Origin of the sequence: Nonomuraea sp. NPDC049400 (assembly GCF_044466425.1) — a bacterium.
GTDB lineage: Bacteria > Actinomycetota > Actinomycetes > Streptosporangiales > Streptosporangiaceae > Nonomuraea.
Genome location: NZ_JBITMP010000030.1, coordinates 30,918 through 44,594 on the forward strand (window position 1 = coordinate 30,918; position 13,677 = coordinate 44,594).

At 71.6% G+C, this 13,677-nt stretch carries 14 protein-coding genes; 9 read left to right on the plus strand and 5 right to left on the minus strand.

From position 1 onward, the window contains the following. Positions 1 to 6 precede the first annotated feature (6 nt). Complete coding sequence (locus ACIBVN_RS37050; protein WP_397144611.1) at positions 7 to 783, minus strand: hypothetical protein; 777 nt, start codon at positions 781 to 783, stop codon at positions 7 to 9. A gap of 134 nt (positions 784 to 917) precedes the next feature. On the opposite strand from ACIBVN_RS37050, the gene arfB reads away from it, so the two are divergent. Further along, complete coding sequence (gene arfB / locus ACIBVN_RS37055) at positions 918 to 1,325, plus strand: alternative ribosome rescue aminoacyl-tRNA hydrolase ArfB (RefSeq protein WP_397144613.1); 408 nt, start codon at positions 918 to 920, stop codon at positions 1,323 to 1,325. A 101-nt stretch (positions 1,326 to 1,426) separates the two neighbouring features. On the opposite strand, the gene ACIBVN_RS37060 is transcribed toward arfB, so the two are convergent. Further along, the gene (locus ACIBVN_RS37060) at positions 1,427 to 1,867 is read right to left on the minus strand and encodes an NUDIX domain-containing protein (protein ID WP_397144615.1); all 441 of its coding nucleotides are present in this window, start codon (positions 1,865 to 1,867) and stop codon (positions 1,427 to 1,429) included. A 77-nt stretch (positions 1,868 to 1,944) separates the two neighbouring features. Here ACIBVN_RS37060 and ACIBVN_RS37065 point away from each other — a divergent pair, with 77 nt between their 5' ends. From ACIBVN_RS37065 to ACIBVN_RS37100, 8 genes are all read left to right on the plus strand, one after another. Beyond that, the gene (locus ACIBVN_RS37065; protein ID WP_397144617.1) at positions 1,945 to 2,874 is read left to right on the plus strand and encodes an acyl-ACP desaturase; all 930 of its coding nucleotides are present in this window, start codon (positions 1,945 to 1,947) and stop codon (positions 2,872 to 2,874) included. A gap of 64 nt (positions 2,875 to 2,938) precedes the next feature. After that, on the plus strand, positions 2,939 to 4,909 hold the full coding sequence (locus tag ACIBVN_RS37070; protein ID WP_397144619.1) for an ABC1 kinase family protein: 1,971 nt from the start codon (positions 2,939 to 2,941) through the stop codon (positions 4,907 to 4,909). A 119-nt stretch (positions 4,910 to 5,028) separates the two neighbouring features. Continuing rightward, positions 5,029 to 5,562 carry an NADPH-dependent FMN reductase gene (locus ACIBVN_RS37075; RefSeq protein ID WP_397144621.1) on the plus strand — a complete coding sequence of 178 codons (534 nt, stop codon included), beginning with the start codon at positions 5,029 to 5,031 and terminating at the stop codon, positions 5,560 to 5,562. A 77-nt stretch (positions 5,563 to 5,639) separates the two neighbouring features. Next, entirely contained in the window at positions 5,640 to 8,369 is a 2,730-nt protein-coding gene (locus tag ACIBVN_RS37080; RefSeq protein ID WP_397144623.1) for a BTAD domain-containing putative transcriptional regulator, read from the plus strand. Between the two features lie 150 nt (positions 8,370 to 8,519). Continuing rightward, complete coding sequence (locus tag ACIBVN_RS37085; RefSeq protein ID WP_397144625.1) at positions 8,520 to 8,705, plus strand: hypothetical protein; 186 nt, start codon at positions 8,520 to 8,522, stop codon at positions 8,703 to 8,705. 61 nt (positions 8,706 to 8,766) lie between these two features. Next, positions 8,767 to 9,315 (plus strand): TlpA family protein disulfide reductase, encoded by a 549-nt coding sequence (locus tag ACIBVN_RS37090; protein WP_397144627.1) that lies wholly within the window; start codon positions 8,767 to 8,769, stop codon positions 9,313 to 9,315. Then, positions 9,312 to 11,153, plus strand: a complete 1,842-nt coding sequence (locus ACIBVN_RS37095) for an ABC transporter ATP-binding protein (RefSeq protein ID WP_397144629.1) — start codon at positions 9,312 to 9,314, stop codon at positions 11,151 to 11,153. Before ACIBVN_RS37090 ends, ACIBVN_RS37095 begins: the two co-directional genes overlap by 4 nt. After that, entirely contained in the window at positions 11,150 to 11,611 is a 462-nt protein-coding gene (locus ACIBVN_RS37100; RefSeq protein ID WP_397144631.1) for a S26 family signal peptidase, read from the plus strand. Before ACIBVN_RS37095 ends, ACIBVN_RS37100 begins: the two co-directional genes overlap by 4 nt. Positions 11,612 to 11,625: 14 nt before the next feature. Here ACIBVN_RS37100 and ACIBVN_RS37105 read toward each other — a convergent pair whose 3' ends face one another. The 3 genes from ACIBVN_RS37105 to ACIBVN_RS37115 all read right to left on the minus strand — a co-directional run bounded on the left by ACIBVN_RS37105 (position 11,626) and on the right by ACIBVN_RS37115 (position 13,624). Beyond that, positions 11,626 to 12,033, minus strand: a complete 408-nt coding sequence (locus ACIBVN_RS37105; protein WP_397144633.1) for a hypothetical protein — start codon at positions 12,031 to 12,033, stop codon at positions 11,626 to 11,628. 144 nt (positions 12,034 to 12,177) lie between these two features. Next, on the minus strand, positions 12,178 to 12,801 hold the full coding sequence (locus tag ACIBVN_RS37110) for a hypothetical protein (RefSeq protein ID WP_397144635.1): 624 nt from the start codon (positions 12,799 to 12,801) through the stop codon (positions 12,178 to 12,180). A 43-nt stretch (positions 12,802 to 12,844) separates the two neighbouring features. Further along, on the minus strand, positions 12,845 to 13,624 hold the full coding sequence (locus ACIBVN_RS37115) for an HAD-IIA family hydrolase (RefSeq protein ID WP_397144637.1): 780 nt from the start codon (positions 13,622 to 13,624) through the stop codon (positions 12,845 to 12,847). Positions 13,625 to 13,677 lie beyond the last annotated feature (53 nt).

Here is a 13,677-nt window from a genome sequence, read left to right on the forward strand (position 1 = left end):
CCAGCGTCATCTCGTACGCACCTCGGCGTCGTGCTGGGCGATGCCGTGCGGCACGAACGCGGGCAGCGACCGGTACCCCGCGCGGTACGCCGACGCCAGCAGTCGCAGCAGGTCGGCCTCCGCGTCGTGCCTGAGCACGCCGTGCAGCCGCGTCAGGTCGTTCAGATACCGCTCATACCTGGCCAGCCGCGTATGCCGCGACCCGTTCAGCGCCGTGACGACCTTCAAGCGCGAAGCCCCGTCCTCGACCAGCGCCGCCACGTCCAGCCGCCGCTCGATCGCGTCGAGCCTGGCGTGTATGCGCTCCCGCCTGCGCTCCTCCGGTGAGAGCCGCTCGGCGATCCGGGCGTGGTAGCGGTTGGCGGCCAGGCTGAGCTCGTAGACGTTCCACGAGTCGTCCACCCGCTTCTCGCACCAGATCCGCTGGTCCTCGGCCATCGCCTGGTCGAGCCTGGCCAGCAGCGACACCAGCCAGATCGTCGCCGCCTGACGCGCCAGCGAGCGCCGCTCGTCCTCCTGGCCCCGCATCTGGCTCAGCCAGAGCCCGCTCGGCGCGACGGCGCCCAGCACCGTGGCGAGGTTCTCGCTCAGGACCATGCCGCTCAGGAGCGCGACCGCGGCGGACATGCACCCCGTCAGCGTGGTGACGGCGATCGCGAGCCACCGCCCCGCCGGCCCGAACGGACGCCCCTTGCCCTGGCACCGCAGGAGCAGGAATCCGACAGCGGAAACAATGGCCAGCACCACGGTCAGGCCAATCTGCGCGGCCGAGGGTGGCTGCATGGAATTTCGCCTCTCCTGCGGAACGTTCCCTCCATATTCGCAGTGACGGCAGTGATTGAAAATGCCGTTGCGGGCGGTATATGTCGCTCATATACGGTGACATCCGTTTACAGAAGGAGAACAGGAGCCCAGTCATGCCCGGCCCGCTGATCGTCAACGACTCGGTCGTCATTCCCGACGCCGAGCTCGTCTGGCGTTTCTCACGCTCGTCGGGCCCCGGCGGCCAGGGCGTCAACACCACCGACAGCCGTGTGGAGCTCACCTTCGACGTGGCCGCGACCACCGCGCTGCCGCCCGCGCTGAAGGCCAGGGCGCTCGACCGGCTGGGCGCCGCCACGATCACGATCGCCGCCTCCGAATACCGCTCCCAGCTGCGCAACAGGGAGGCCGCGGCGCACCGGCTGGCGCAGCGCCTGCGCGAGGCCATCGCCCCGCCGCCGAGGCGCCGCCGCCCGACCAAGCCCAGCCGCGGCGCCGTCGAGCGCCGCATCGCCGCCAAGAAGCACCGCTCCGACGTGAAGCGCCTGCGCCGCGACCCCTGACCCGATTCCTCTGTCACCGGCCCTGCTCCAAGTCCTCTCCTTGCGGGAGGAAGGCGGGTGCCACCCACACTTGGGCTCGAGAATCATCGAGGCGAGAGTCCCTAGGTGATCAGGCGGGGAAGCGCGGCGATGTGCTCGGACAGGTAGGCCGCCACCGCCTCGGGGACCAGATGGCGCGAAGTGATCTCAGACCGGTCCAGCCGCACCCGCTCCACCTCGTACAGACCGCTCGACGGATCCTCGAACTCGGGCCCGTGCCGCAGCCCCGGATCCATGGACACCAGGCGGCAGCCGTAAACGTGCTGCGTCTTGATTTCGCCTTGCCACGGGTACGACACGGTGGTCAGAGGCGTCACCGACGACACCGTCGCGCCCAGTTCCTCGAGCATTTCCCTGTGCAGAGTGTGCTCCAGCGTGTCGTCCCCGGGCTCGACGTGCCCGCCGGGGATGCTCCAGTAGACGTCACGTCCCGGCACCGTACGCCGGAAGAGCACCAGCCGTTCATTATGGTCGAGTAGGACACCGCGGACACTGGGTCGCATACGGCCACCCTATTTGACCGGTATGTCCTTCCGGTAGCCTAACCTACGGTACCGTAACCTGAAGGAGAAGATCTTTTATGGCGATGACTCAGACGGAGCTGCTGCACGAGCTGGAGCCCGTCGTGGCTGTGGAGCTCGACCGCCACGAGAAGATGGCCAAAGAGTGGTTCCCGCACGAGTACATCCCGTGGAGCGAGGGCCGCGACTTCGACGGCGTCTACGGGGGCGAGGCGTGGCAGGAAGGCGACTCGAAGATCCCCGAGGCGGCCCGCGTCTCGCTCATCGTCAATCTCCTGACCGAGGACAACCTGCCCAGCTACCACCACGAGATCGCCAGCACGTTCGGCCGCGACGGCGCCTGGGGCACCTGGGTGCACCGGTGGACGGCCGAGGAGGACCGTCACGGCACCGCCATCCGCGACTATCTCACGGTCACCCGCGCCGTCGACCCCGTGGCGCTCGAGCGGGCCCGCATGCACCACATGGCGAACGGCTTCACCTCCGAGTACGACACCATGCTCCAGCAGCTCGCGTACGTCTCCTTCCAGGAGCTGGCCACCCGCATCGCGCACCGCAACACCGGCAGGGCCTCCGGCGACGAGGGCTGCGAGCGGCTGCTCGCCAGGATCGCCGCCGACGAGAACCTGCACATGCTCTTCTACCGCAACCTGCTCAAGGCGGCCTTCGAGCTCGACCCCGGCCAGACCATGCGCGCGGTGACGGACGTCGTCACGACCTTCCAGATGCCGGGCACGGGCATCGACGGCTTCGCCCGCAAGGCCATGATCATCGCCAACGAGGGCATCTACGACCTGCGCCTCCACCTGGACGACGTGCTGATGCCGGTGCTGCGGCAGTGGTCGGTGTTCGACAAGACCGGGCTGGGCACCGAGGGCGAGAAGGCCCGCGAGGAGCTGGCCGCGTTCCTGGCCAGGACCGAGGCGACGGCCGCCAGGTTCGTCGAGCGCCGGGAGGAGCGCCGGGCACGCGCCGCGGCGGCACGCTGACCCTTCCAGAGGGCTGCGGCCACGCGAGCGAGGGGACCGCGCCGCCGTGGAATGATCCTCACCTATGGATCTCCCCACCCAGCTGCTTGTCGGCGTCTTCACACTCTTGACGATCATCGCGCTGGCCGCGGCGGCGCAGCGCCTGCTGAACGTCAGGTTCGGCAGGCTGCGCACGTTCCTGGCCGCGCTGGCCGCCTTCGGGCTGGCGCGACCGGTGCTGGAGCCGATCCTGGGCTCGCTCGGCGCGGTCGATGCGCGGCAGCCGCCCCCCGCGGCGGCTCTGGGGCTCCTGCTGCTCATCGTCATGTGCGTGGTGCTCATCCCGATGGTGATCCTGGTGCTGGCCGAGGCGCTGGTGCCGCCCGGTTCGCTGCCGGGGCCGCTGGAGCTGATCAGGTCCGTACGCGGCCGCCTCTCCCGGTCCAGGCGCTACTCGCAGATCACCAGGATCGCGATCAGGCACGGCCTCGGCCCGTACCTGCGCGGCCGCGGCGAGCGGCTGGAGGACCGCCCGGGCAAGGTACGGCTGGCCAGGTCCCTGCGCGAGGCACTCGACGACGGTGGGGTCACCTTCGTCAAGCTCGGCCAGGTCCTGTCCACCCGGCGTGACCTGCTGCCCGCCGAGTTCGTCGAGGAGCTGGGCCGGCTGCAGGACCAGGTCGCCCCGGCGCCCTGGGAGCAGATCGAGCCGGTGCTCACGGCCGAGCTGGGCGGGCCGGTGGCGGAGGTGTTCGCCGAGTTCGGCAGGGAGCCGCTGGCCGCCGCCTCCATCGGGCAGGTCCACACCGCCCGGCTGCACACCGGCGAGAGCGTCGTGGTCAAGGTGCTGCGGCCGGGGATCGGGTCGGTCGTCGCGAAGGACCTCGACATCGTCAGGCGGCTGGCGGCCACGCTGGAGTCGCGCACCCGCTGGGGCCGCTCGCTCGGCCTGCGCGACCTGGCCGAAGGGTTCGCCACGGCGATCCGCGAGGAGCTCGACTTCCGCGTCGAGGCGGCCAACATGGCCGCCGTCGCGGCCTCCAGCGGCGGCGTCACCTACCCCGCCCCGATCAGCGCCATGTGCACCGAACGCGTGCTCGTCATGCGCCGCCTGTCGGGCAGGCCGATCACCACGGCCGCCCCCGAGCAAGGGCCGCGGCTGGCCCGAGACCTGCTCGACTGCCTGCTCAGGCAGATCCTCGTCGAGGGCGTCTTCCACGCCGACCCGCATCCCGGCAACCTGATGCTGCTCGAGGACGGCACGCTGGGGCTGCTCGACTTCGGCTCCGTCGGCCGGCTCGACGGCTCCGTGCGCTCGGCGCTGCAGCGCTTCCTGCTCGCCATGAACCGGCAGGATCCGCTCGGGGTCACGGACGCGCTGCTGGAGGTGGTGCCCAGGCCGGAGGACATCGACGAGGCCGGCCTCGAGCGGGCGCTCGGCCAGTTCATGGCCAGGCATCTGACGCCCGGCATGGACAGCGTGCAGCTGTTCACCGACCTGTTCAGGATCGTCTCGGTTTACGGTCTGTCGATCCCGCCCGAGGTAGCCGCCGTCTTCCGCGCGCTGGCCACGCTGGAGGGCACGCTCGTACGCCTCTCCCCCGGGTTCGACCTGATCGGCGAGGCACGCGCGTTCGCGGGCCGCTACCTCGCCGACCAGGTCGGCCCCGAGACGATCAAGGAGACCGTCACCCAGGAGCTGGCCGCGCTGCTGCCGATGCTGCGCCGCCTGCCGCGCCGCGTCGAGCGCATCGCGAGCGCCGCGGAGCACGGCAGGTTCAGCATGAACGTCCGGCTGCTCGCCGACGAGCGCGACCGCAGCTACGTGACGGGCCTGCTCCACCAGGTGCTCCTGACGGTGCTCGGCGCCACGTCCGGGGTGATGGGGGTCATCCTCCTCGGGACGGAAGGCGGCCCGCCGGTGTTGTCGAACACCTCGTTGTTCCAGCTCATCGGCTACAACCTGCTGGTGATCTCCGCCATTCTGGTGCTGCGAGTCCTCGCCGTGATCTTCCGCCGCCCGCGTCCATCGGACGACCACTCGCCAGGCCGGTAAGGCACCTCCAGCTCCAGGTGCCGTCGAAGCGTGTGCGCCTCTTGACCTGGAGCTGGTCTTGGACATCCCCGGCATCGGGCAGGTTGTGGGTACTATCCGTAACCTGTTTGGAGCAGAGGGTGAAAATTATCGGGATCGCCGCCAGTCTCCACGCGGGGTCGTTTATCAACAGAATGCTGGACGCGGCGGGCGGGGAGATGCCCGTGGGCGTCGACTTCGCGGTGTGGTCGGGGCTGGGCGAGATCCCGCCATACACGCGCGGTCCGGTGCCGGCTGCCGCGCGGCAGCTCATCCGGTTGGTGGCCGCGTCCGACGCGGTGCTGCTGACCGCTCCCGAGCACAGCCTGCTGCCGGTGGAGCTGACGTACGCGCTGGAGTGGATGTCGGCGCGCAACGGGCTGTCGGGCAAGCACGTGGCGGTGATCAGCGCGAGCGCCCGGGCGTGCGGCGCGATGTGGGCGCAGGCGGAGCTGTACAAGCACCTCCAGGCGGCGGGCGCCGTGGTGATGGGCGACGAGCTGGTGATCTCCCCGGCCTGCCCCCACTTCGACGAGGACGGCCACCTCGCGGATCCCACCCTGCGCGCCCAGATGCGCGCGGTGATCGGCCGGCTCTGCCCCGCCGAGGTCATGGAGCCCGCGCTGTCGCTCTGATCCGGTTCACGATCTTCCTGCCGAACTCGGCGCGTCTCGTTACGCTCGAAGATCCACGGGCAGGGAGGTGGGGCGTCGTGCTGATTCGGTTACTCGGACCGGTGGAGGTGGAGCGCTCGGGGCAGAGCCGGCCCGTGCGTCCGCCGCAGGTCGCGCTCGCGCTCGCCGCGCTCGCGTGGGAGGTCGGCCGGGTCGTGTCCGTCGAGTCGCTCCTCTTCCGGATCTGGGGCGAACAGGTTCCGCCCGGCGCCCGGCGCACCCTGCACACCGTCATCACCCGCATCCGGCGCGACGTGCTAGCCGATGACGGCGCCGTCGTCCACCGGCTCGGGGGCTATCTGCTCGATGTGGACGAGTCCGCGGTGGACGTGCCGCGGTTCCGCCGCCTCGCCGACCAGGCGATGGCGGCGCCTGATCCGGTGCCGCCGCTGAGCGAGGCCCTGGCGCTGTGGCGCGGGGATCCGCTGACCGGGCTGCCCGGCGAATGGGCCGAACGGGCCCGCCACCGCCTGCGTGACGCGCGCAAGGAGACCGTGCTGCGCTGGGCACGGGTGGTGACCGGCCGCGACGCCGCGGCGGCGGTGGCGGCGCTGTCGCCGCTGGCCGAGGAGTATCCGCTGGACGAGCTGGTGGCGGGCGCGCTGATCGAGGCGCTGCACGCGTGGGGGCGCACCGCGGAGGCGTTGACGCACTTCGCCCGGGTACGCCGGACGCTCGCCGAGGAGCTGGGTGTCGAGCCGGGTACGGCGCTGCAGCGCGTCCATCGCATGCTGCTGCGCCCCGGCCAGGCGACCGAGCCGGCACGCCTGGTCCCGGCACAGCTGCCGGTCGGCCTGAGGCACTTCGTCGGGCGGGCGCCGGAACTGGAGAAGCTGGCCGCGATCGCACCCGGCGAACGTCCGGCTACCGCGACGGTCTGCGCGATCTCCGGGCCGCCCGGGGTGGGCAAGTCGTCGCTGGCGCTGCGCTGGGCTCACCTGCACCGCGACCGCTTTCCCGACGGGCAGCTGTATGCCGATCTCGGCACGGTCGGCCCGGCCGACGCGGCCGTGGTCCTGCCCCGCTTCCTCGGCGCGCTCGGCGTGCCCGAAGCCCAGGTGCCTTCGGGCTTCGAGGCCCAGCTCGGGCTCTACCGCAGCATGCTGGCCTGCCGGCGGGTCCTCGTCGTGCTCGACGACGCCCACGGCGCCGCCCAGGTGCGGCCGCTGCTGGCCACCGCGCCGGGGTGCCTGACGCTGGTCACCAGCCGCTCCGAGTTGTCCGGCCTCGCGGTCACGGCGGGGGCGTACCTGCTGAATCTGGACGTCCTGCCGGGAGACGACGCCTACCGCCTCTTGGTGGCGTGGCTGGGCGAGGCACGGCTGGCGGCGGAGCCGACGGCCACCGCGCGGATCATCCGGCGGTGCGGGCGGCTGCCGCTGGCGCTGGCGATCGTCGCGGCGCAGCTGGCCCAGCGCGCCGATCTGCCGCTGGGCGAGGCCGCCGCGGACCTCGAGCGGGCCGGCGCGGATCTGGAGCCGTTCGCCCACAGCGACCCCGCGATCGACCTGCGCGGCGTGTTCGGGCGCTCGTACCGGGACCTGCCCGCGCCCGCGGCCAGGCTGTTCCGGCGCCTCGGGCAACATCCCGGGCCGCATCTGTCGCTGCCGGCGGCGGCGAGCCTGGCCGCTCTGCCGGTGGACCGCACGCGGGAGCCGGCCACGCACCTCGACCGCGCGAACCTGATCGAGCTCCGCGCGCCCGGCCGCCTGCACCTGCATGACCTGCTGCGCGTGTACGCGGCGGAGCAGGGGCGCGCCGCCGACAGCCGGGCGGTACGGCGGGCGGCGACGCGCCGGCTGCTGGACCACTACCTGCACTCGGCGTGCGCCGCCAACGATTTGTGTTACCCGCACCGCGACAGCCTGCCGCTGGACCCGCCGGCGCGAGGTGCCGTGGTGGAGCGGTTCGCCGGGCAGGCGGAGGCCCTGCGCTGGTACGCGGACGAGTCGGTGGCGCTGCCGGCGTTGCTGGCGGAGGCGACCGCGGCCGGGTTCGACCGGCACGCGTGGCAGTTGCCGTGGGCGTTCGCGGAGTTCATGCAGCGCCGCGGCCTCTGGGAGGAGATCCTGCGCACGCATGCGGTGGCGTTGGACGCGGCCGGGCGGCTCGGCGACCGGCTGGCCCAGGCCCGCTGCCACAACAGCATCGCCCGCGCCCACGTCAGGCTCGACCGCGACCTCGAGGCCGTCGAGCACTTCGAGCAGGCGGTGGAGCTGCACCGGGACCTCGGCGAACCGGTCCTGCTCGCCCACATCCACCTGGGCCTGAGCGTCGTGCTGAGCCGGGTGCGGCCCGGCGAGTCGCTGGGCCAGACGCTGCACGCGCTGGAGCTGTTCCGGCAGGCAGGCGACGTCGTCGGAGAGGCGCGGGCGCTGAACAACTCCGGCTGGTTGCGAGCCGGTACCGGCGAGTACGACGAGGCGCTGGCCGACTGCCGGCGCGCCCAGCGGCTCCTGGCCGACCACGGGTACACCCAGGGCGAGGGCCACGCCTGGGACAGCGTCGCCCACGTGCTGCACCTCAAGGGCGACTTCGCGGCGGCGGTGACCTGCTTCGAGCGGGCGGTGGAGCTGCTGCGCGACTGCGACGACCGGCACGCGGCCGCCGAGACGCTGGTCCGCCTGGGCGAGACGCACGTGCGGGCGGGTGACGTCGCGGCCGCGCTCGACGCGTGGAAGCAGGCGGCGGAGTTCTTCGACGCCTTCGACGACGGGAAGGCGTCGAAGGTCCGCGACCGCCTCGCCGCGTTTCATCATCCGGCCTGACCTGCTGGGACAGGCCGTTGAGAAATCGTTGAGAAATCGCCCAGCGCCCTGGCGCAGGCTGCGACGTGCGGCGGGACGGCGGCACAGGCCGGCGTACCGCCTCGCCTGGGCGGGCGCGGGCCCGCCGGAACGACCGAAAGGAAAAGTTCTATGCGCGTCGTGACCAGAATGGCCGACCGGCTCCTCGAGCTGATCGCGCCGCACACCGTGGCCAGGGCGGCCGACTGCGGCTACCAGTGCTGCAACTTCCCGGCGTTCACCGCGAAGTACTGCTGCTACTACCCCGACGGTCGTGTCTCCTGCGGCGGTTGCAAGTCATACGTCTACTGCTCGTAACCGCTCATTCATCGGGTGCCCGGCTGGAGGGCCGGCCGGGCCCCTCGCATGGAGGTTCCCCATGTCCTATCTGATCGCCGTCGTAGCCCTCGTCGGCGCATTGTGCCTCGTGCTTCTGGTGTTGACGCTCGGCGTGGTCCGGCGGCTCCGGGAGCACACCAAGCTGCTGGACGCGCTGTACGAAGCCGTCGACCTGATGGGCGGCCCGCTCAGCGCAGGCGGGCAGCTGTCCCCTGGCGACGTCGCCCGCGATTTCGAGGCGACGACCGTGGACGGGACCCGTCTCACCCGGGATCTCCTGCCGGACGGGACGGTGGTCGCATTCCTGTCGCCCGATTGCAGCGGCTGCCATGAGAAGCTGCCCGCCTTCGCCTCGTGGGCCGCCGGCCAGGACCGGTCCCGGGTGCTGGCGGTGGTCGACAACCGATCGGGTGACGCCGCGGAGATGGTCACCACTTTGACGCCCGTGGCGCAGGTGGTCGTGGACAGCGTGGTGAGCAACGCGTTCGGCGTGCAGTCGTTCCCGACCTTCCTCCAGGTGGCCACGGGCGGCAAGCTGCTCGCGGTGGCGCCCGAGATCTCCCGGCTGCCGGCCGGTTCGCCCGCGTGAGCGAGCCGGCGCCGACGCGGCGGGAGCTGGCACGGAGCGTGGTACGCGCCGCCGCGCTGGTGTGGCGGTCGGCGCCGGTCCATGTCCTCGGATACCTGGCGGTCACGCTGGTGGGCTCGGCCACCCCGGTCGCCGTGGCCTGGCTGACCAAGGCCGTGCTGGACGGGGTGGCGAGCGGGCAGACGGGCGCGCTGCTCACCCTGGCGGTGACGATCGCCGTCGTCACCGCGGTCGCCACGGCGGCGGCGCACGCCGGACATTACCTGCGCGCCGAGGTGGACCGCCGCGCCGCGCTGCGCGCCAAGGACGAGCTGTTCGCGGCGGTATGCCGCGTCACGGGACTGGCCGAGTTCGAGAGCCCCGCCTTCCTTGACCGGCTGCGCCTGGCCGAGCAGAGCGCGGGCAACCCGGGCAGGCTGGTGGACACCGCGCTCTCCGCCGCGCGCGGCACGGTGACCGTCGCCGGGTTCGTCGGCTCCCTGGCGCTGATCAACACCGCGTTCACCGTCGTGGTGCTGCTGTCGGCCGTACCGGCTCTGCTCATCGAGCTGCGGATGTCGCGGCAGCGGGTCGCGATGCTGTGGCGGATCGGGCCCGCCGAGCGCCGGGAGCTGTTCTACGCGCACCTGATGTCGACCACGGATGCCGCCAAGGAGATCCGGCTCTTCGACCTCGGCGCCTTCCTGCGTCTTCGCATGCTGGCCGAGCTGCGGACCGCCAACGCCGCTCGCCGCCGGATGGACCGGCGGGAGTTCGCCGTGCAGGCGGGCCTGTCGGGCGCGTCGGCGATCGTGGCCGGCGTGGGACTGGTCTGGACGATCCTCGCGGCGGGCCGCGGGCAGCTCGGCGTGGGCGACGTGTCGATGTTCGTGGCGGCGGTCGCCGGTGTGCAGGCGGCGCTGAACGTCATGGTGTCGGCCGGTGTGATGGCGTACGAGCAGTTGTTGATGTTCCACCACCACGTCACGATCGTGACAGCCGGGTCCGGCCTGCCGGCGCCGTCCCCGGGCCGGTCGCTGCCGCCCCTGCGCCGGGGCATCGAGCTGCGCGACGTCTGGTTCCGCTACAGCGAGGATCATCCGTGGATCCTGCGCGGCGTCAACCTGTTCATCCCGAATGGGGACACGGTCGCGCTGGTCGGGCGGAACGGCACCGGCAAGAGCACGCTCGTGAAGCTGTTGTGCCGCTTCTATGACCCGACGCGCGGAGCGATCCTGTGGGACGGCGTGGACATCCGCGACGTGCCGCCGGAGGCGCTGCGTGCCCGGATCGGCGCCGTCTTCCAGGACTTCGTGTCGTACGAGCTGACGGCGGCCGACAACATAGCGGTGGGTGATCTCTCCGCCGCCCAGGACCAGGCGCGGCTCGAACGGGCGGCACGGGACGCCGGTGTCCACGACGCCGTCGCGACCCTGCGGAACGGCTACCGCACGATGCTGAGCCGCGGCTTCCCCGCCGACCAGGAAGAGGAGCAGAACGACGGTGTGCTGCTGTCCGGCGGGCAGTGGCAGCGGCTGGCGCTCGCCAGGGCGTTCCTGCGCCGCGACCAGGACCTGATGATCCTCGACGAGCCCAGCGCCGGCCTGGACCCGGAGGCCGAGTACGAGGTGCACAGCCACCTCGCGAGGCTGCGGTCCGGACGCACCAGCGTGGTCATCTCCCATCGCCTCGGCGCGGTCCGTGACGCCGACCGGATCGTGGTGCTGGCCGACGGCGTCGTCGCCGAGGCGGGCACGCATGCCGCGCTGCTGGCCGAGGACGGCACGTACGCCCAGCTGTTCACCCGGCAGGCGGCCGGCTACCTGGACGACGCCGAACCGACGGGAGCGGCACGGTGACCGGCGCGGTGACCGGCGCGGTGGCCGCGCTCGCCGTCGCCGGTCTCGCTCTCACGCTCGTCTGGCTGCGCCGCCGCTACCTGGTGGTGACGGTCGAAGGGGAGAGCATGCTGCCGGCGTACCGGCCCGGCGAGCGCGTGCTCGTCCGCCGGACGCCGCCCGGATCAGTGCAGGCCGGGCAGGTCGTCGTGCTCGCCAACACCCCGCCAGGCGGGCGCTCAGGGGAACCGCACCCGAGCGTGAGCTCGCGCTGGATCATCAAGCGCGTCGCGGCCGTGCCGGGTGACCCGATACCGCGCGACACCGTCCCCGCTTTGCGGACGGCGCCGGGTACGCGGGTGCCGGACGGGCGGCTGGTCGTGCTGGGCGACAATCCGGACCGCTCGCACGACTCCCGCCATGCCGGATATCTGGCGGCGGATCGCCTGTTCGGCGTGGTGCTGCGCAAGGTGGGATAGCCGCCGGGGCACCGTCACATGCAGTCCTTCTTCAGCAGCCGATCGACCTTGATGCCCAGGTCGAGCAGCTCCGACCGCACCGAGTCGAACTCCTGCGCGATCTCCGAGCGCACGGTCGCGAACTCGTCGGCTATCTGCGTCGGGATGAAGTCGTCCGCACCGGGCGAGGCGGCGAAGCGGGCGTTGACCTCCCGCCGGATGGCCGCGACCTCCACGTCGACGGCCGCGAACTGCTCGATCGTCTCGGTGCGGGCCATCGCCATCTCCGTCTTGATGGCGGCGATCTCCGCTTCCAGGCGCTTGGCGCGTTCGTTGATCTCGTGTAGGAGGTGCTGCTCGCCGTCGGCGCCGGTGACCCGGCCGCACGTCTCGAGGCCTTCGACACGGAGCTTCAAGTCGAGAATCTCCGCTTGTACGTCCACCCGTCATACCTTTGCGCTTGCTGGACGGGACGCGGCCATCCCCTTGGACCCGCCCCCGCTTTCGGTCACCATATGGTTGCAGTCAGTGAGCAGCCTTGGCCGTAAGTCGATGAAATCGGGGTCGATTCTTTGCCTTGGCCGCCGCTACCGGCGGTCCTCGATCTCCCAGAGATGGTCGAGGACGTGCCAGGCGATCCGGCGCAGCGCGTAGCGCGGCGGCCAGCCGGTCTTCTGAGGCGGCTCCCATGGCCGGGACAGCACGTCGGCCAGCTCCGCCCGCATCGCGTCCCGATCCGCGGGCGACTTGTACGGCTTGTGGCGGACGTCCACTTTCCTGGCGTAGGCGCGCTCGGCGTTCAACACGTGATCGACGATGCGCGACAGGTCGCGCCCGCCACCGCGGGGCCCCTTGCGCAGGTCCTCCGGCGAGGTGGCGGCGGTCTCGTCGAAGAGGGCCCACGCCGCCCGCAGCAGGGCGACGCCGCGTTCCGCCGCCGCGGCCGACAGGGGCTCCTGGTCCAGGTCGGGGACCGCGTACGGCGCGCCGAAGTCCGTCATCTCACTGCCGGGAACCCGTGCCACCACCACCGGGTCGCCCGGCGAGAACTCCAGGCCGGCGCGCGCGGCCACCACGCCGTAGCGGGGGACGTACTCCATGAGCAGGTCCAGAGCGGCCTCCTCGCCCTTGGCGACGCGGCACCAGCCGGGCCAGTCGAGCGAGCAGGCGAACACTTTCTTCGGGCCGATCTCCAGGTAAACGCGGGTCATGACGGCCAAGCGTGCCACCCGTACCTGTCAGAACGGGTCAGGTTCAGATGAGGTCGATGAGGTCGGCCACCGAGTCGACCACCAGCGAGGGGCGGTAGGGGAAGCGGTCGATCTCCGCACGCTGGGTGACGCCGGTGAGGACCAGGATCGTGAACAGGCCCGCCTCCATGCCCGACACGATGTCGGTGTCCATGCGGTCGCCGATCATGGCGGTCGTCTCGCTGTGGCCCTCGATGTCGTTGAGGGCGCTGCGCATCATGCGGGGGTTGGGCTTGCCGACGAAGTAGGGGGCCACGCCGGTGGCCTTGGTGATGAGGGCGGCCACGGCGCCGCACGCCGGCAGCGAGCCCTCGGTGGAGGGGCCGATGGGGTCGGGGTTGGTGGCGATGAAGCGGGCGCCGCCCTCGATGAGGCGGATGGCCCTGGTGATCTGGGTGAAGCTGTAGGTGCGGGTCTCGCCGAGCACGACGTAGTCGGGGTCGAGGTCGGTGAGCACGTAGCCGACCTGGTGCAGCGCCGTGGTCAGGCCCGCCTCGCCGATCACGTACGCCGAGCCGCCCGAGCGCTGGTCGTCGAGGAACTGGGCGGTGGCCTGCGCGGAGGTCCAGATGGAGTCGGGGGGCACCTCGAGGCCCGCCCCGGCCAGGCGCACCGACAGGTCGCGCGGAGTGTAGATCGAGTTGTTCGTCAGGACCCGGAACCGCTTGCCGGACTCGCTGAGCCGCTTGATGAATTCGTCCGCACCGGGGACCGGCCGCCCCTCGTGGACGAGGACGCCGTCCATGTCTGACAACCACGAGTCGATCCGCTTGCGCTCAGTCACACGCTCATCGTAGCGAGCGCGCCTTGTCGACTTCCTGGCCCCTCCATGAACAA

What these genes read in the sequence shown, in the direction of transcription:
- ACIBVN_RS37060 (WP_397144615.1), bottom strand. Translation starts at nt 1,867, where the DNA reads ATGCGACCCAGTGTCCGCGGTGTCCTACTCGACCATAATGAACGGCTG.
- ACIBVN_RS37090 (WP_397144627.1), top strand. Translation starts at nt 8,767, where the DNA reads ATGTCCTATCTGATCGCCGTCGTAGCCCTCGTCGGCGCATTGTGCCTC.
- ACIBVN_RS37065 (WP_397144617.1), top strand. Translation starts at nt 1,945, where the DNA reads ATGGCGATGACTCAGACGGAGCTGCTGCACGAGCTGGAGCCCGTCGTG.
- ACIBVN_RS37085 (WP_397144625.1), top strand. Translation starts at nt 8,520, where the DNA reads ATGCGCGTCGTGACCAGAATGGCCGACCGGCTCCTCGAGCTGATCGCG.
- ACIBVN_RS37070 (WP_397144619.1), top strand. Translation starts at nt 2,939, where the DNA reads ATGGATCTCCCCACCCAGCTGCTTGTCGGCGTCTTCACACTCTTGACG.
- arfB (WP_397144613.1), top strand. Translation starts at nt 918, where the DNA reads ATGCCCGGCCCGCTGATCGTCAACGACTCGGTCGTCATTCCCGACGCC.
- ACIBVN_RS37110 (WP_397144635.1), bottom strand. Translation starts at nt 12,801, where the DNA reads ATGACCCGCGTTTACCTGGAGATCGGCCCGAAGAAAGTGTTCGCCTGC.
- ACIBVN_RS37050 (WP_397144611.1), bottom strand. Translation starts at nt 783, where the DNA reads ATGCAGCCACCCTCGGCCGCGCAGATTGGCCTGACCGTGGTGCTGGCC.